The organism is Actinomadura sp. B10D3 (assembly GCF_039871695.1).
In the GTDB taxonomy this organism is placed as follows: Bacteria; Actinomycetota; Actinomycetes; order Streptosporangiales; family Streptosporangiaceae; genus Spirillospora; species Spirillospora madurae.
This window is the reverse complement of record NZ_JBDPLY010000008.1, coordinates 80,779-96,730: the sequence shown is the minus strand read 5'-3', so window position 1 is coordinate 96,730 and position 15,952 is coordinate 80,779. Positions and strand designations below refer to the sequence as shown.

General features: G+C 72.7%; 14 protein-coding genes. 10 read left to right on the top strand and 4 right to left on the bottom strand.

Annotated features, from left to right (window positions below; translation table 11 throughout):
• Position 1: 1 nt before the first annotated feature.
• On the bottom strand, positions 2 to 2,431 hold the full coding sequence (locus tag ABGB11_RS15185; RefSeq protein ID WP_347633059.1) for a DUF4132 domain-containing protein: 2,430 nt from the start codon (positions 2,429 to 2,431) through the stop codon (positions 2 to 4).
• Between the two features lie 116 nt (positions 2,432 to 2,547).
• On the opposite strand from ABGB11_RS15185, the gene ABGB11_RS15180 reads away from it, so the two are divergent.
• The 7 genes from ABGB11_RS15180 to ABGB11_RS15150 all read left to right on the top strand — a co-directional run bounded on the left by ABGB11_RS15180 (position 2,548) and on the right by ABGB11_RS15150 (position 8,860).
• Positions 2,548 to 4,005 (top strand): NAD(P)/FAD-dependent oxidoreductase, encoded by a 1,458-nt coding sequence (locus ABGB11_RS15180; protein WP_347633057.1) that lies wholly within the window; start codon positions 2,548 to 2,550, stop codon positions 4,003 to 4,005.
• Positions 4,006 to 4,032: 27 nt separating this feature from the next.
• Positions 4,033 to 4,800 (top strand): SDR family oxidoreductase, encoded by a 768-nt coding sequence (locus tag ABGB11_RS15175; RefSeq protein WP_347633055.1) that lies wholly within the window; start codon positions 4,033 to 4,035, stop codon positions 4,798 to 4,800.
• Between the two features lie 121 nt (positions 4,801 to 4,921).
• Positions 4,922 to 5,869, top strand: a complete 948-nt coding sequence (locus tag ABGB11_RS15170; RefSeq protein WP_347633053.1) for a DMT family transporter — start codon at positions 4,922 to 4,924, stop codon at positions 5,867 to 5,869.
• A gap of 17 nt (positions 5,870 to 5,886) precedes the next feature.
• Positions 5,887 to 6,645 (top strand): serine protease, encoded by a 759-nt coding sequence (locus ABGB11_RS15165; RefSeq protein WP_347633051.1) that lies wholly within the window; start codon positions 5,887 to 5,889, stop codon positions 6,643 to 6,645.
• Positions 6,646 to 6,687: 42 nt separating this feature from the next.
• Positions 6,688 to 7,596, top strand: coding sequence for an NAD-dependent epimerase/dehydratase family protein (locus tag ABGB11_RS15160; RefSeq protein ID WP_347633049.1), 909 nt, complete (start codon positions 6,688 to 6,690; stop codon positions 7,594 to 7,596).
• A gap of 10 nt (positions 7,597 to 7,606) precedes the next feature.
• Positions 7,607 to 7,927, top strand: coding sequence for a co-chaperone GroES (locus tag ABGB11_RS15155; protein WP_347633047.1), 321 nt, complete (start codon positions 7,607 to 7,609; stop codon positions 7,925 to 7,927).
• Between the two features lie 162 nt (positions 7,928 to 8,089).
• Complete coding sequence (locus ABGB11_RS15150; RefSeq protein WP_347633045.1) at positions 8,090 to 8,860, top strand: peptidoglycan recognition family protein; 771 nt, start codon at positions 8,090 to 8,092, stop codon at positions 8,858 to 8,860.
• A gap of 12 nt (positions 8,861 to 8,872) precedes the next feature.
• On the opposite strand, the gene ABGB11_RS15145 is transcribed toward ABGB11_RS15150, so the two are convergent.
• From ABGB11_RS15145 to ABGB11_RS15135, 3 genes are read right to left on the bottom strand one after another with little or no spacing between them, the layout of a single operon-like run.
• Positions 8,873 to 10,768, bottom strand: coding sequence for a DUF6807 family protein (locus ABGB11_RS15145; RefSeq protein WP_347633043.1), 1,896 nt, complete (start codon positions 10,766 to 10,768; stop codon positions 8,873 to 8,875).
• Between the two features lie 5 nt (positions 10,769 to 10,773).
• The gene (locus ABGB11_RS15140) at positions 10,774 to 11,826 is read right to left on the bottom strand and encodes a mandelate racemase/muconate lactonizing enzyme family protein (RefSeq protein WP_347633041.1); all 1,053 of its coding nucleotides are present in this window, start codon (positions 11,824 to 11,826) and stop codon (positions 10,774 to 10,776) included.
• 25 nt (positions 11,827 to 11,851) lie between these two features.
• The gene (locus ABGB11_RS15135) at positions 11,852 to 12,736 is read right to left on the bottom strand and encodes an NAD(P)-dependent oxidoreductase (RefSeq protein ID WP_347633039.1); all 885 of its coding nucleotides are present in this window, start codon (positions 12,734 to 12,736) and stop codon (positions 11,852 to 11,854) included.
• A 144-nt stretch (positions 12,737 to 12,880) separates the two neighbouring features.
• Between ABGB11_RS15135 and ABGB11_RS15130 the strand changes: the two genes are divergently transcribed.
• From ABGB11_RS15130 to ABGB11_RS15120, 3 genes are all read left to right on the top strand, one after another.
• The gene (locus tag ABGB11_RS15130) at positions 12,881 to 13,843 is read left to right on the top strand and encodes a LacI family DNA-binding transcriptional regulator (protein ID WP_347633037.1); all 963 of its coding nucleotides are present in this window, start codon (positions 12,881 to 12,883) and stop codon (positions 13,841 to 13,843) included.
• Positions 13,844 to 14,093: 250 nt separating this feature from the next.
• Positions 14,094 to 15,086, top strand: a complete 993-nt coding sequence (locus ABGB11_RS15125; RefSeq protein ID WP_347633035.1) for a sugar ABC transporter permease — start codon at positions 14,094 to 14,096, stop codon at positions 15,084 to 15,086.
• Entirely contained in the window at positions 15,070 to 15,930 is an 861-nt protein-coding gene (locus ABGB11_RS15120; protein ID WP_347633033.1) for a carbohydrate ABC transporter permease, read from the top strand. Before ABGB11_RS15125 ends, ABGB11_RS15120 begins: the two co-directional genes overlap by 17 nt.
• The last annotated feature ends 22 nt before the right edge of the window (positions 15,931 to 15,952 follow it).

Genomic DNA, 15,952 nt, shown 5'->3' with positions numbered 1-15,952 from the left:
ATCAGCGCTTGATCTGGGTCAGGATCGTCGCGTCGGTGATCGTGTGGTCGGCGGCGAGGAGGAACGCCTTGCTGAGGATGAGCGAGAGCCGCTCGTCCTCGAACGGGAGGTACAGCGTCCCCGGGCCCTTGCGACCCTGGGCCTTCACGATGCACAGGTAGGAGCCGTCGTTGTCCATCAGGACGTTCGCCGAGCCGAGATGGATCCGGTAGGTGCGCAGCCGGCCGCGGACGACCAGGTAGCGGCCGTCGAGGGAGCAGCGGTCCGCGATCTTCGTGCGGGGCAGGATGCGCTCCAGCGCCGCCCGGCGGACCTCCGCGCTCGCCGTCAGGGCGCCGAACGTCGTCTCCCTCCAGTAGGCGGTGTAGAGGTCCTCGCCGCGGTCGGCCCATTCGGGGTCGGCGGCGATGGAGGTGACGGCGACGAACAGGTCGACGTCCCGCATGGCCTCGCTGAACACGACCGGCGGGACGCCGGCGACGGGCGTCTCCTGCCAGCGCCGGCCGTCCCTGCGCTCGAACCGGACCTGGTCGGTCGTGGCGTGCTCCGGTCCCCGGTCGGCGTGCTCCAACGGCTCGTGGTAGAAGCACGCGCGCCAGGCGCCGCCGCCGAGCTCGCGGCGCGCCTCGCCGTTGTAGCCGCCGTCGTACCGGCCGAGGAAGTTCGCCTGCCAGCCGCGCTCCTTGAACAGCGCGTACAGCCGCCGGTAGTGGACGATGTGCGCGGCGAACCGGTTGGAGTAGACGTTCGTCTCCTCCTCGGCGGGGGTGAGGAGGTAGATCTCGCGGAACGCCTGCTTGAAGGGCTGCCGGATCTGCTCGTCCATCACGCGCTCCCGCCAGGCCCGGACCTCGTCCGTCGCCACGCGGATGGGGTGCCAGAGCCGCACGCGCGCCGGGGTGCCGGCGGGGTCCGTCATCGACGCGTGCCACACGCCGTCCTCATCCTCGAACTCCCAGATGAGGCCGCGGACGATCGCCCCGGTGACCGGATGGTCGCGGTAGTACTCGCACCACTCGTCATAGGGCCAGACGCGGTCTTCCGACATCAGCCCTTCGATGCGGGCCCGCTCGGTCGACAGCGTCCCCCGGACCTCCTTGGCGAGGCCCTTCAGCCCTTTCAGCTCGTCGGGGAAGCCGTCCTTGACCGCCGCCGGTGCCGTCTTGGAGGCGCGGCCGTTCGCGCCGGTGAAGGTGAGCCGGACGGTCGCCGCGTCCTCGATCGAGACGCGGGCCCTGTGCTCGCCGAGCACACGCTCCACCGAGCCGTCCGGGCGCAGGCCGTGAGACGGGACGGTGCGCTCGATCAGCTGCTCCGGCGTGATGCCCTGCCGCTCGGCGGCGGACCGCAGCGCGGTGCCGATCTGCTTGCGCAGCGCCCGGTGCTTGATCCTCGCGTGCAGGTCCCGCAGCGCCTCCAGCGCGCCGGGGTCGTCGATCGCGCCGAGGGCGTTGATCCCCGCGCCCGCGAGCTTGAGGTCCTCGGCGAGGATGTGGCCGGGCGCACCGGCGCGCAGGGCGAGCGCGGCGAGCGGCCTGGTCGCCCCGGGACCACCGGTCAGCGCCGCCGCCCAGACGATGCCGCGTGCGACGTCGCCGTGGTCCTGGTGGACGAGGTACCGGTAGGTGTGGTTGCCGGGGACCCAGTCGGCGTGCGGGCCGTGCTCCGCCGAGTTCAGCGGCTCGTCCTCGACGAGCGCTCGCAGGCAGCCGGCGACGGCGTCCCGGGCGGACGCCTCGTCCGCGAGGGCGACGCACGCGCGCCGCCACTTCTGGGACGGGCGCGGCGCGGACAGGCTCGCCAGATGCCGGACGAACCGGGCCCGCGCGACGGTCGGCGCGGCCGTCACGAGGTCGCGCAGCGGCGCGGCCCACGCGTCCCGCACGGGCAGCAGGCCGTCCGGGAGGTGCGCCTCGTCCGCGGTCCCCAGCAGCTCGCGCAGTCGCTTGGCGATCGGGGCGCGGTACCCGATCGCCGCGTCGGCCCTCGCGAACCGGGCGTTGACGCGCTTCAGGCGGGCGGCGAGCGCGCGGACGCCTCCGGTGTCGAGCCGCTCGACGACCGCCAGCGCCACGTCCAGGGCCTCGGCGAACAGGTAGCCGTCATGTGCGAAGGCGCGTGCGCGCTGGAGCATGACCTCGGCCTCGTCCGGCGTCCAGCCGTCCGTCGCCGAGATGTGCTGCAGCATGGTCGCCCGGTGCGGGTACCAATCGCCGTGCACGCTCGGGGCCACGGCCAGTGTGAGGGCGACGACCGCGGCCCTGACGTCCTCCTCCGGGCGCTCGTCGAGCCACTTCCGGATCTCCGTCTCGATCCGCGGCCGGCCGTCGAGGAGGTCGAGCAGCGGGCGGGCGCGGCCGAGGGCGGCCAGCCGGACGTCGTCCAGGCCGTCGTTCTGGCGTGCCGCGGCGGCGAGCGTGTCGTACAGCATGGCCGGATGCTGGCAGGAGCGACCGACAAAAACCTGCGATTCCGGCATCTGTTCAGTGACCTCATGGTCACCTACGCTCGGGGAGCATCGATACAGAATCACATTCGGGACGGGCCATGACGCACAGCGTGGTGATCATCGGAAGCGGTTTCGGCGGCCTCGGGATGGCGATCCGGCTGCGGGAGGCGGGCGTCCACGACGTGGTGGTCCTGGAGAAGGCCGACGGGCTCGGCGGCACCTGGCGGGACAACACCTACCCGGGCGCGGCCTGCGACATCCCCTCCCACCTGTACTCGTTCTCGTTCGAGCGCAAGACCGACTGGTCGCGCCGGTTCCCGCCGCAGCGGGAGATCCTGGAGTACCTGTGGCACTGCGCCCGCAAGTACCGCGTGCTCGACACGATCCGGTTCGGCACCGAGGTCACCGAGGCGCGGTTCGACGAGGACGCCGCGCTGTGGCGGATCTCCACGACGTCCGGCACCCTGGACGCCCGGGTCCTGGTCTCGGCATGCGGGCAGCTCAACCGGGCCGAGCTGCCGCCGATCGAGGGACGCGACTCGTTCGCCGGCCCCGCCTTCCACTCCTCGCGCTGGGACCACGGCGTCGACCTGCGCGGCAAGCGCGTCGCGGTGGTCGGGACCGGGGCGAGCGCGATCCAGATCGTCCCGGAGATCGCGAAGGAGGCGGCGGAGCTGCGGCTCTTCCAGCGCTCCGCACCGTACGTGATCGACAAGCCCGACAAGCCGTACCGGGCGTGGGAGCGCGCCGTCCTGCGGACGGTGCCGGGGCTCTACGCGCTGAGCCGCGCCCGGATCTACGCGCTGCTGGAGGCGCGGGCCCTCGGATTCATCCGGTACCCGAAGCTGATGGGGCTCATGGAGCGCGCCTTCCGGCAGCACCTGGCGGAGCAGGTCGGCGACCCCGGGCTCCGCGCCGAACTCGTCCCCGGCTACCGGATGGGCTGCAAGCGGATCCTGCTGTCCGGCGACTACTACCCGGCGCTGAGCCTGCCGCACGTCGACCTCGTCACGGCCCCGATCGAGCGCGTCACGCCGTCCGGGATCGAGACGGCGGACCGCGCGTACGAGGTGGACGTCATCGTGTACGCGACCGGGTTCCGTTCCACCGAGTTCCTCTCCCCCATGAAGATCGTCGGGCGGGACGGGCGGGAGCTGAACGAGGCGTGGCGCGACGGCGCGCAGGCGCACCTCGGCATCACGGTCAGCGGCTTCCCGAACCTGTTCCTGCTCTACGGCCCGTACACCAACCTCGGCCACAACTCGATCATCTACATGCTGGAGTCGCAGATCCGCTACGTCCTCGGCTGCGTGGACGCGCTGCGCCGCGCCCGCCTCGACTGGATCGACGTGAAGCCGGACGTGCAGGACGCCTTCACCCGCGAGATGCAGGAGCGGATGCGCGCGACCGTGTGGCAGGAGGGCTGCCGGAGCTGGTACATGACCGCCGACGGCAAGGTCGTGAACAACTGGCCCGGCTACACCTTCGCCTACCGCAACGCGACCCGGCGGCCCGACCCGCGGCACTTCCGCGCGCGCCGCGCCGCGTCCCGGTGAGCCCGGCGGCGGCCTAGGCTCTGTGCCATGCCGACCGCCTTCATCACCGGCGCGACCGCGGGGATCGGTGCCGCCTTCGCCCGCCGCCTCGCCTCCGACGGGTTCGACCTGGTCCTGCTGGCCCGCGACGCGGAGCGCCTGGAGCGCACCGCCGCGGAGCTGCGCGAGAAGTACGGCGTCCGCGCCGAGGCGCTGCCCGCGGACCTGTCCGCCGAGGAGGGTCTCGCGGCGGCGGAGAAACGCGTCCGCGACGGCGTCGACCTGCTCGTCAACAACGCCGGCTTCGGCAACAAGGGCGTGTTCCTCGACGTCCCCGTGTCGGACGAGCTGACCATGCTCAAGGTGCACTGCGAGGCCGTGCTGCGGCTCACGCACGCCGCCGTGCCCGGGATGCTGGAGCGGGGGCGCGGCGGCGTCATCAACGTCTCCTCCGCCGCGGCGTTCGCGACGCGGGGCACCTACGGGGCGTCCAAGGCCTGGGTGGTGAGCTTCAGCCAGGGCGTCGCGTCCGACATCGACGCGCGGTCGCGGGGCAGGGTCCGCGTGATGGCGCTGTGCCCCGGTTTCGTGCGCACCGAGTTCCACGACCGCGCCCAGATGGACATGTCGGACGTCCCTGGCTTCATGTGGCTGGACAAGGGCGACGTCGTGGACGCCGCGCTGCGCGACCTGCGCCGCGGCGTCCAGGTCAGCATCCCGGGCCCGCAGTACAAGGCCCTCGTCGGCGTCGGCCGCCTCCTGCCCCGCGGCCTGGTCGCGCGGCTGTCGTCCACTACCGGCCGTAAATACGATTGATCATTTAGTCAAGGGTCACGGTCTTGTCACGGGCGGGATGACAGGGCAGGGTGGCAGAGGCGGTTCGATGGCGCGCCGAACGGCCTCCCCCCAGCCCCCGTCCGCCGAGAGGTCTTTCCCGATGGGTCACGACCTGGGTCACGCCGCCCTCGCCCTGCTCGCCACCACCGTCTACTACATCGCCTTCCTCGTCTTCCGGATCTCCGCGCGCCGCATGGAGCCGCTGCGCGGCAGCCGCCCGCTCCGCGTCGCCCGGCTCATGCTGACCGACCCGGTCTGGCTGGGCGGCGGCCTGCTGCTGTTCCTCGGCCTCGGCTACGAGGTCGTGGCCTTCTCCGCGGTGCCCCTGGCCGTCGCGCAGCCGATCTTCGCCGTCAGCCTGGTCTTCCTCGTCGCGTTCGCCGTGCGCTTCCTCGGCGAGCGGCTCAGCGCCCGGGAGTGGGCGAGCGTCGCGCTGTTCGTCCTCGCGACGATGCTGATCGGCCTGTCGGCCACCGGGGAGGGCGAACCGCACGCGGACGCGACCCTCGCCAGGACGCTGGCCCGGCCGTGGACGATGATCGCCGTCTGCGCCCCCGCGGTGATCGTCGCGGCGCTGGTGTGGCTGGTCGGCGACCGCCGCGCGGGCGGCCGGCACGCCCGCAAGCTCGCCGGCGTCGCCTACGGGATCGGCGCGGGGGCCTGCGCCGGCCTCGCCGAGGCCGGCATCCGCGGCATCTCGATCGTCTACCAGGACACCGGGAGCATCCGGGCGGTGATGGAGTCGCCCTACCCGTACCTGACGCTCGGCCTCGCCGCCATCGCGCTGGGGCAGCTGCAGATCGCGCTGCAGCGCTGCCGCGTCGCGATCGTCGCGGTGGTGCTGACCGTCATCGGCCGGACCTACCTGATCGTCAGCAGCACCGTGCTGTTCGGTGAGCAATGGCCGCGGGAGACCGAGCCGTTCGCGCTGCGGACGGGCGGCTTCGTGCTCGCGCTGACCGCCCTGCTGCTGTTCCCCCGGTACGAGGAGCCGCGCCCCGCGGCGGTGCCGTCGGCCGCGGGGAAGGGCGTGCGGGCCTTCCGCTGATCGTTTAGATTGCCGCCATGACCGCCACCCCCCGCCGGCTCCTCGGCGCGGCCCTGCTCGCCGCCGCGCTGCTGCTGCCGATGCTCAGCGCGCCGCCCGCGCACGCCGTCCTCGGCGGCACCCCGGCACGGACCGCGGCGTACCCGTGGCTGGCCGCGGTCGGGTCGCCGATCTTCCTCGTCCGGCCGTCCGGGCAGTTCTGCGGCGGTGTGCTGATCGAGCCCGACAAGCTGCTGACCGCGGGGCACTGCGTGTCGTTGTTCCGCTCCGTGCCGGGCGTCCTGACGGCCACCTTCGGCCGGGACGACCTGGTCGGCGTGGACGGGGAGACGGTCGGGGTGACGTCCGTCCGCGTGCACCCCGGATACCGGGAGACCTCGTTCAAGGACGAGACCGTCAGCCACCACGATCTCGCCGTCCTCACGCTGGCGCGGCGCGTGAACCGCCCGCTCGCCGCCCTCGGCGCGCCCGGGAGCGCCCGGACGGGACGGATCGCCGGCTGGGGCTTCACCTCCGAGAACGACCTGTTCAACACCCGTCTGCGGGAGGCCGGCGTGCCGCTCCCCGGCGACCGGGCGTGCGAGCGCGCCTACGGCGACGCGTTCGACCCGTCCGACATGCTGTGCGCCGGATCGGACACGGCCGACTCCTGCCAGTTCGACAGCGGCGGCCCGCTGGTCGCGCGCGGACGCGTCGTCGGGCTCGTCTCCTGGGGCTACGGCTGCGGCAAGCCCGGTTACCCCGGCGTCTACGCGCGGCTCGGTTCCCTGCCCTGACCGGCTCTTGCCCCGCCGCACCCGCGGCCGGATGCTGGCCGTATGCGGGTGCTCGTGACGGGGGCGGCGGGATACATCGGGTACGCGGTGGGGCGGCGGCTGGTCGCGGCCGGGCACGAGGTGGACGGGTTGGTGCGCCGGGCCACCGGTGTCCCGGACGGGGTCCGGCCCGTCCACGGCGACCTGCTCGCCCCGGACGGGCTGCCGCGCGGCCCCTATGACGGCGTCTGCCACCTCGCGGCGCTCACCCGCGTCCGCGAGTCGTTCGACGCGCCCCTGCGGTACTTCACCGCCAACGTCCAGGGCACCGTGAACCTGCTGGAGGCCGTGGACGCGGACCGGGTCGTGCTCGGCTCGACCGCCGCCGTTTACGGGACCCCGGAGCGGCAGCCGATCCCCGAGAGCGAGCCCGCGGCGCCGACCAGCCCCTACGGGGCCTCGAAGCTCGCCGCCGAGCAGGCCGTCCGGTTCCACGCCCGGACCGGCGCGATCGGCGCGGTCGTGCTGCGCACCTTCAACGTCGCCGGCTCGGTGGACGGGCGCGTCGACCCGGACGAGACCCGGCTGATCCCGAAGGCGCTCGCGGTGGCCGCCGGCCGCGCCCCGCACCTGGAGCTCAACGGCGACGGGCTGGCGGTCCGCGAGTACCTGCACGTCGACGACCTCGCCGCCGCCTACGTGCGGGCGGTGGAGGCCGTCCGGCCGGGCGAGGACCGCGTCTACAACGTCGGCAGCGGCGCCGGGGCGGCGGTCCGCGAGGTCGTCGCCGCCGTCGAGGAGGTCACCGGGAGGCCCGTGCCCGTCCGCCGCCGGCCCGCCCGGCCCGAGGCGCCGGTGCCCCTATGCGACGCCACCGCGATCCGGGCCGGCCTCGGCTGGCGGCCGGACCGCTCCGCGCTGCCGGAGATCATCGCCGGTGCGTGGAACGCCCTGGTCCGCGCGGGCGGATAAACTCGCCCGCGTGTCCGAGCCGAAGTTCGAAGTCCAGATGCTGCACGACCGAGTCATGATCAAGATGGAGAAGGACAGCGGCGAGCGCCGCAGCACGGGCGGGATCGTCATCCCGGCGACGGTCGAGCAGGAGAACCGCCTCGTGTGGGGAGAGGTGTGCGGGGTCGGCCACCACGTCCGGATCGTCAAGCCCGGCGACCGCGTCCTGTTCCACCCCGGCGACCAGTACGAGGTGGAGATCCAGGGCGAGAAGTACCTCATCATGCGCGAGCGCGACCTGCACGCGATCGCCAGCGAGCGTCCCGAGCACGGCACCGGCCTCTACCTCTGACCGCTGCCGGGGCCCGCTCCCGGCGCCCCGGATGAGCAGTGCGGATCTTGCGAGGTGCCAACGGGACGCCGCCCGGGTTGCTCACTTTTCATCTGTTCCGCCGGGTGTTCCTCAACTAGGCATGGTCGACAGAACACGGTTCGACCCGAGGAGCCCCCCGCCATGTCCGAGCTCTCGCCCCTCGCCCGCCGCGCCTTCCTGACCCGGGCGGGCGCCGTCGCCGGCGGCGCCGTCCTGCTCGGGACGGCCGACCTCGCCCGCCCGCGCGCCGCCCGCGGCCTCGCCGCGCCGCACGTCTACACGCGGGCGGAGTGGAACGCCAGGCCGCCGTCGTCCACCGCGCAGATCATCGCCGCGCCGGACCACCTCGTCGTCCACCACATGGCCTTCCCGAACTCGACCGACTACTCGCTCGCCCACGCCTTCCAGCTGTCCCGCGACTGCCAGGACCTCCACATGGACACCAACGGGTGGGCCGACACGGGCCAGCAGCTCACCATCAGCCGCGGCGGCCACGTCATGGAAGGCCGCAACCGCTCGCTCGAAGCGATCGGGCAGGGCGCCAACGTGATGGGCGCCCAGACCGCGAACCACAACGGCCACACCCTCGGCATCGAGAACGAGGGCACCTACATCACGGCGCTGCCCACGGCCGTCCTGTGGAGCTCACTCGTCCAGACGCTGGCCTGGCTGTGCGACGTCTACGGCCTCGATCCCCATGCCGCCATCGTGGGGCACCGCGACTACGTCGCCACCCAGTGCCCGGGCGACGCCCTCTACGCCGAGCTGCCCCGGCTGCGCAACGAGGTCGGCGGCGCGCTGGGCGCGGCGCTCACCACCGAGCCCCCGGCCCCGTTCGTCCGCAGCGGCCTGCCGGGTCCGCGCCGCCGCGGCGACCACGGCCCGGCCGTCGGCCCGGGCGAGAGGGGCTGACGGCACGGGACGTCACGGGGCGGCCTCTCCGGCGAGGCCGCGGGCCTGGTCCGGGGTGTGCCGCCCGTCGGCGACGACGACGGTGACCGCCCGGTCCAGGCGCCCGGTGACGGCCAGCGGCTCCTCCCACGCCAGGGCGGGGCCGACGCCCGGGTACTGCGCGACCCGCACGAACCACGGGTCGAGCCCGGCGGTCTGGACGAACACCAGGGTCCAGGCGTCCGAGGCCAGCGCCAGCCACGGGGTGACGCTGCCGTGCACGGCCTCTTCGCCGGACGCCTCGGCGGTGAAGACCTCCAGGCCGGCCGAATCCTTGGGCGCACGCCAGAAGAAGCCGCCGTAGCCCGCCCCGGTCCGGCCCTTGCACGCCGAGCTCTGCAGGACGAGCGGCCGACCGGTCAGCCCGGTCAGCGTGAACGCGACGTCGAGCGCCCACGCGCCGGGCACGGGCCGTGCGGTGAGGGTCCGCTCCTCGGCGGCGAGGACGGTGCCGTCCGGGCCGACCCAGTCGAGGGTCTCCGCGTAGCCGCCGCCGAGAGGCCGGAGCGTGCGCCGCCGCTGCCGCCCGTGGTTGCGGAGCATCGCCGGCCCCTCGCCGCGGACGTAGGTGGAGCCGCCCCAGAAGTTCGCCCCGTCGACGTCGGCGATCGCGATGCCGGCGCCGAAGTGGTGCACGTGGTCGTCCGGCTGGACCTCGGTGACGACCGTCCCGCCGAGGGTGCGGACCGGGTGCAGATGGGGCCGCGGCGCGTCGGTGGCCTGCAGGTCGCCGCGCTGGGCGTACGTGGCGACCTCCCGCCCGCCCACCGCCAGCACCGTCTCGGGCCACGGCTCGGACAGCGACCCGAGGCTGCCGGGAAAGCCCAGCTCGCCGAGGGTCTTCAGCTCCCGCGCCGCGCGCACCGCCAGGTCCTCGATGCCCGGCAGGACCAGCCGCGTGGGCTCGGTCCGGACGAACCGCCCCTCGACCGGCCGCGGGTCGGGCGCGAGCCGGATCGCGTCGACCAGCCGGGTGAAGCCGCCCGTGCGGGCGAGCGGCACCAGGAGGCCGGTGCCCTCCCGGACGTGCGCGATGAGGTTCTCGAGAAGGTCGGCCCGGCCGAAGCCCGTTCTGGCGCCGTCCATCTCGATCTCGTCGACGGTGTAGAAGAGCCTGGCCGACCGGGTCTCGCCGTGGAGGTGCAGGTAGGGCTCGGTACGCCGGTCCGCGCACAGCGAGACGGTGACGGCGATGACCGCGCCGCTCGCCAGCCGGATCCGGGCGCTGGAGGTGTCGTCGGACTCGATGGCGTTGGCGCGGTGGAGCTCCAGCTCGATGCCGGCGACCGAGTCCATCGTGTCCGCCCCGGCGACGGCGAGCGCGGAGGCCACCGCGTGGGCGAAGGGGTTGGTGAGGGCGCCGTCCACGACGTCGGCGCCGTCCAGCCTCCGGCGGCCCGCCCAGGCCGAGCGGGTGTAGTAGCCGAACGGCCGCGTCCACGCCCCGGCCACCCCGATGCCGCGGACCGGCTCGCCGAGCACGTCCCGCGCGGCGCGGACCGCCTCCGAGGCGAGCGACTGGAAGCCGACCTGGCAGGCCAGCCCCATCTCGGCCACCGCCGCGGAGATCGCCTCGAACTCCGCGGCCGACGGCGCGGGCGGCTTCTCCAGCAGCACGTGCGCGCCGGCCCGGAGCGCGGCCACCGCCAGCGGGGCATGGGTGTGGATCGGCGTGGCGATCACCGCGACCTCGGCCCCGGTCTCCCGGACCAGCACGGGCAGGTCCGCCGAGACGGGCACGCCGAGCCCCTCCGGCGGCCGGATGTCGCACACCCCGGCCAGCTCGGCCCGGCCCGCCGCGGCCAGCCGCCGGACGTTCTCCAGATGGTGGCGCCCGTGGCCGTTGACCCCGGCGACGACCACCCGCACCGGCCTCACCGCGCCCCCCGCGCCCATCGCGTCGGCGCGCCCGTCGCCCGCAGCTCCGCGCCGGCGATCTCCACCGGGGACGGCTCGGCGAGCAGGCCGAGATCGGTGAGCGCGGCATCCTCCACCAGTTCCACCATCGCCGGGTGGTGGAGCGCGAGGGCCAGCTGCCCCGACAGTTCAGTGAGCAGGTGCGGGTAGAGCGGCACGTCGAAGACGCGGGCGATCTCGGCGATGCGCAGGAACGGGGTGATGCCGCCGACCCGGACCACGTTCGGCTGGACCACGTCGCAGGCGCCGGACGCCAGCAGGTCGCGGAATCCGTGCGCGGTGGCGACGTTCTCGCCGACCGCGACCGGGGTGCCGATGCTCCGGCGCAGCTCCACGTGGGCGGCGAGGTCGTCGGCGGGCAGGGGCTCCTCGATCCAGAACAGGTCGAACGGCTCCAGCGCCCGCAGCGCCGTCCGGGCTCGGTGCAGGTCCCACCGCTGGTTCGCGTCGACCATCAGCGCCACCTCGGGACCGATGGCCTCGCGGACTGCGGCGACGCGCTCGACGTCCTCCGCGAGCGCGGGCCGGCCGACCTTGATCTTGACGGCGCGGTACCCGGCGTCCGCCCACCGCGCGGCCTGGGCGGTCAGCTCGTCCAGCGTGTAGTGGCGGTTCACCCCGCTGCCGTAGACCGGGACGCTCTCGCGCCTCGCCCCGAGGACGTCCGCAAGGGAGCGCCCGCCGCATTCCAGTTCCCACAGCGCGATATCGATCCCGGCCATCGCGATCGCGACGATGCCGGACCGGCCCGCCTCCGAGAGGTGGGCCGACAGCCTGTCCCAGACGACGCCCGGGTGCGCCGGAAGCCCGATCACCGCGTCGCGGACATCGTGTTCCAGCAGCGCCTGGACCGCGTGCAGCCCGACCCGGGGCGTCCAGCAGATCCCGGTTCCCGTCCGCCCGTCGTCCAGGGTGAGCGTGACGAACAGGACGTGGTTGCAGGGCACGTCCGGCCCCCACGGCCGGGCCAGGGGCACCGACCGCGCCGCGACCGACACATCTTTGATCATAGAGAGGCCCTCCAGGCGGTCCGGTTCAGGCGAGTTCGGTGCGCCAGCTGCGCTTGGCGGTCCAGCCGAGCAGCCGCCCGGCCTTGGCGGAGGAGAAGGCGGGGGCGGTGCCGGTGAGCGCCGCGGCGAGCTCCCGGGCCTGGGGGACGAAGCGGGGCACCAGCTCGGCGAGCGGTTCGCGGGCCAGCGCGTCGCCGGCGCCGGCGAGGAACACCTCGCCGTTGCGCTCCAGCTCCGGCAGCCGGGCGAGGAGCGCGCCGACGAGCTCGCCGGCGTCCCGGGCGTCGATGTAGTTGAACAGCGAGGTGGCGCCGATCTCGGGACGGTCGAGCCGCTCGCGGATGGAGTGCCCCGACTGGGTCGGCGCGCCCTCCCACTCCTCGGGAGCGACGACGAAGCACGGCCGGAACGCGGCCGTCCTCGTGCCGCCGCCCGCGCGGGCGAACGTCCGCACGGTCTCCTCGGCGACGACCTTGGAGAGGCCGTAGGCGTTCCAGGGCAGGGTCGGGTGGTCCTCGTCCAGCGGCAGGTAGGACGGGGTCCAGCCGGGCGCGCCGTAGCCCAGCACGGTGGGGCTGCTGGCGACGACCAGCTTCGGCACGTCGAACGCCACGGCCGCCGCGCAGACGTTGAAGGCGAGCTGGGTGTTCACCCGGAACGTCGTGGCGTCCGTCCGGCCGAACGGGACGGCGATGGCGGCGAGGTGCACGACCGCGCCGGGCCGGAAGCGTGCGATCACCGAGTAGGCCTCGCCGGGATCGGTGAGGTCGGCCGGTAGGGTGTCGGCGGCGTCCCGGGGGGTGCCAGGGGCGGGGTCGACGCCGATCACCTCGTGCCCGGCGGCGGCCAGCGTGGCGACGACGCTGCGGCCGAGCCGCCCCGCGCTTCCGGTGACGAGCACTCTGCTCACGCGCGAACTCCTCCGCTTGCTGCAATCAGTTGCAGTAAAACAATCGACCCGGCCATGGCGTTCGTCAAGTAAACCGGCTAGACCAGCGCAAACAGCCCCTGTATCGCCCTCCGTCTTGCAAACGGTTGCGTTACTATGCCTGCCATGGCAGTGACTATCCGGGACGTCGCGGACGCGTCCGGCGTCCACGTGTCGACGGTCTCGCGCACCTTCTCCGCCCCGCACATGGTGAACGCCGAGACGCGGACGCGGGTCCTCGATGTGGCGGAGCGGCTCGGCTACCGGCCCAACCGGGCGGCCCGGTCCCTCACCACGGGCCGGACCGGCAACCTCGGGCTGATCGTGGCCGACCTCGCGAACCCGTTCTTCCCCCCGCTGATCAAGGCCGCCCAGGCCACCGCCCGCGGCCAGGACTACCACCTGTTCGTCGCCGACACCGACGAGGACCCGGCCGAGGAGCAGGACCTCGTCCTCGCCTTCTCCAAGCAGGTGGACGGCATCGTGCTGTGCAGCCCCCGGCTGTCGAACAAGGCGCTCGGCAAGCTCGCCGAGACGATCCCGTTCGTCCTGGTCAACCGGCGGATGCGCGGGGTGCCGACGGTCGTCATGGACGTCGCCAGCGGCGCCCGCGCCGCGATGGAGCACCTCGCCGGGCTCGGCCACCGGAAGGTGGCCCTCGCGGCCGGGCCCGCCGGCTCCTGGACGAGCGGCGAGCTGCGCCGGGCCGTCACCGACGCGCCCGGCCTGGAGACGCTCGTCTTCGGGCCGAACGCGCCGACCGAGGAGGGCGGGCTCGCCGTCGCCGCCCAGGTGGCCGAGGCGGGGGTGACGGGCGTCCTGGCCTACAACGACCTCGTCGCGATCGGCCTCATCGCCGGCCTGGAGGAGCGGGGCGTCGCGGTTCCCGGGGACGTCAGCGTGATCGGCGTCGACGACAGCATCACCGGGCGCATGCACCGGCCGAAGCTCACCACGGTCGCGATGCCCACGGCCGACGCCGGGCGGCTCGCCGTCGACCTGCTCATCAAGCCGATGAGCGCGGCCACCGTCCTGGAGACCCACCTCGTGGTCCGCGACTCCACCGCTCCCCCGGCGGCCTCCCCATGAGACCGCGCGGCACCGTCGCTCACCGCCTCCGATCCGGCCTTGCCGATGATGCAATCGGTTGTAGTAATGGGCCTACAGCCGGAACACATCTGGCAACCACCCCGCAGCGCAGGGCCGTTATCTAGCTGGGCTTATATGACGGTGCCCTGATGATGATCGTGAGGAATCTCACTGCAAAGGGTTGACGTCATCGCCGCGGTGGCTATAAGAAAGCGCTATCTCACTCACCCCACTCACCGAAGGGCCAGTGATGACGCTGAGGCCCGCGGCGGCCGCCCCGGCGACGGAGGCGGCCGGGACCCCGGTCACGTCGTCCGGGCGGAAGGGCGGGCGCCGCCCCCGCCGCCGCAAGAGCTCCCGAGCGCGTTCGCAGGCGTGGGCCGCCTACCTGTTCCTGGCCCCGTGGTTCCTCGGCCTGTTCGTCATCACGCTCGGCCCGATGATCGCCTCGTTGTACCTGTCCTTCACCGACTACAGCCTGCTGTCCGAGGCCCACTGGGTGGGCCTCGACAACTACGACAAGATGTTCACGGTCGACGACCGGTACATGAACTCGCTCAAGGTGACGACCACCTACGTCGTCGTCTCGGTCCCCCTGCAGCTCGCCTTCGCCCTCGCGCTGGCCATGGCGCTGGACAAGGGGCTGCGCGGGCTGTCGTTCTACCGGTCGGTCTTCTACCTGCCCTCGCTGCTCGGCGGCAGCGTGGCGATCTCGATCCTGTGGCGGAAGATCTTCGGGGTCGACGGGATCGTCAACACGTTCCTCGGCTGGTTCGGCTACGAGGGGCAGGGATGGGTCACCAGCCCCGACACCGCGCTCTGGACGCTGATCGTCCTGCACGTCTGGACGTTCGGCGCCCCGATGGTCATCTTCCTGGCGGGGCTCCGGCAGATTCCGCAGACCCTGTACGAGGCGGCCCGGGTCGACGGCGCCGGCCGGATCCGGCAGTTCCGCTCGATCACGCTGCCGCTGCTCACGCCGATCATCTTCTTCAACGCCGTGCTGGAGGTGATCAAGTCATTCCAGTCGTTCACGCAGGCGTTCGTCATCAGCGACGGCAACGGCGGACCGGTCGACTCGACCCTCTTCTACACGCTGTACCTCTACATCAAGGGCTTCAAGAACTACGAGATGGGCTACGCGGCCGCCATGGCGTGGGTGCTCCTGCTCATCATCGGGGCCCTGACCGCCGTCAACTTCCTCATGTCTCGATTCTGGGTCTTCTATGGCGACGAGAAGTAAGCGCGTGCCGGTCCTGTTCCGGCCCGCCTCGCGGCTGACCAGGCACGTCCTGCTGATCGCGTTCGGGCTGTTCATGCTCTACCCGCTGCTGTGGATGGTCTCCAGCTCGTTCAAGCCCGAGGAACTGATCTTCCGGGAGCCCGGCCTGGTCCCCTCGGAGGTGACCGGCGAGAACTACGGCGGCGGCTGGGACGCGCTCAAGCACTCCTTCGGCTACTACCTCTGGAACTCCGCGGTCATCACCGGACTGGCGGTGGCCGGCAATCTGCTCGCCTGCTCGCTGGCGGCGTACGCGTTCGCGCGGCTGGAGTTCCCGTTCAAGAAGCTCTGGTTCGCCATCATGCTGGGCTCGATCATGCTGCCGCACCATGTGACGGTCGTACCGCAGTACATCATGTTCAACAAGGTCGACTGGATCAACACGATCTGGCCGATCGTGGTGCCGAAGTTCCTGGCCACCGACGCGTTCTTCATCTTCCTGATGGTGCAGTTCATCCGCACCCTCCCCCGCGAGCTGGACGAGGCGGCGGCGATCGACGGCGCGGGCCACTGGCGCACGTTCCTGCTGGTCGTGATGCCGCTGTGCGTGCCCGCGCTGGCCACTACGGCGATCTTCACGTTCATCTGGACGTGGAACGACTTCTTCACCCAGAACCTCTACCTGACCAATTCCGACAGGCTCACGGCTCCGGTCGCGCTGCGCCAGTTCCTCGATTCGAGCGGCGAGTCGTCCTGGGGGCCGATGTTCGCGATGTCGATCGTCTCGCTGGGCCCGATCTTCGGTTTCTTCCTGGCCGGCCAGAAATATCTCGTCCGAGGAATGTCGACCACCGGTCTCAAATAGCGCCTCTCCACCCCCGTCCCCC

Excerpts from the sequence above, each read along its gene's own strand:
- ABGB11_RS15185 (WP_347633059.1), bottom strand. The coding sequence starts at position 2,431 with ATGCTGTACGACACGCTCGCCGCCGCGGCACGCCAGAACGACGGCCTG.
- ABGB11_RS15120 (WP_347633033.1), top strand. The coding sequence starts at position 15,070 with ATGGCGACGAGAAGTAAGCGCGTGCCGGTCCTGTTCCGGCCCGCCTCG.
- ABGB11_RS15150 (WP_347633045.1), top strand. The coding sequence starts at position 8,090 with ATGTCCGAGCTCTCGCCCCTCGCCCGCCGCGCCTTCCTGACCCGGGCG.
- ABGB11_RS15165 (WP_347633051.1), top strand. The coding sequence starts at position 5,887 with ATGACCGCCACCCCCCGCCGGCTCCTCGGCGCGGCCCTGCTCGCCGCC.
- ABGB11_RS15170 (WP_347633053.1), top strand. The coding sequence starts at position 4,922 with ATGGGTCACGACCTGGGTCACGCCGCCCTCGCCCTGCTCGCCACCACC.
- ABGB11_RS15130 (WP_347633037.1), top strand. The coding sequence starts at position 12,881 with ATGGCAGTGACTATCCGGGACGTCGCGGACGCGTCCGGCGTCCACGTG.
- ABGB11_RS15160 (WP_347633049.1), top strand. The coding sequence starts at position 6,688 with ATGCGGGTGCTCGTGACGGGGGCGGCGGGATACATCGGGTACGCGGTG.
- ABGB11_RS15140 (WP_347633041.1), bottom strand. The coding sequence starts at position 11,826 with ATGATCAAAGATGTGTCGGTCGCGGCGCGGTCGGTGCCCCTGGCCCGG.
- ABGB11_RS15175 (WP_347633055.1), top strand. The coding sequence starts at position 4,033 with ATGCCGACCGCCTTCATCACCGGCGCGACCGCGGGGATCGGTGCCGCC.
- ABGB11_RS15180 (WP_347633057.1), top strand. The coding sequence starts at position 2,548 with ATGACGCACAGCGTGGTGATCATCGGAAGCGGTTTCGGCGGCCTCGGG.
- ABGB11_RS15125 (WP_347633035.1), top strand. The coding sequence starts at position 14,094 with ATGACGCTGAGGCCCGCGGCGGCCGCCCCGGCGACGGAGGCGGCCGGG.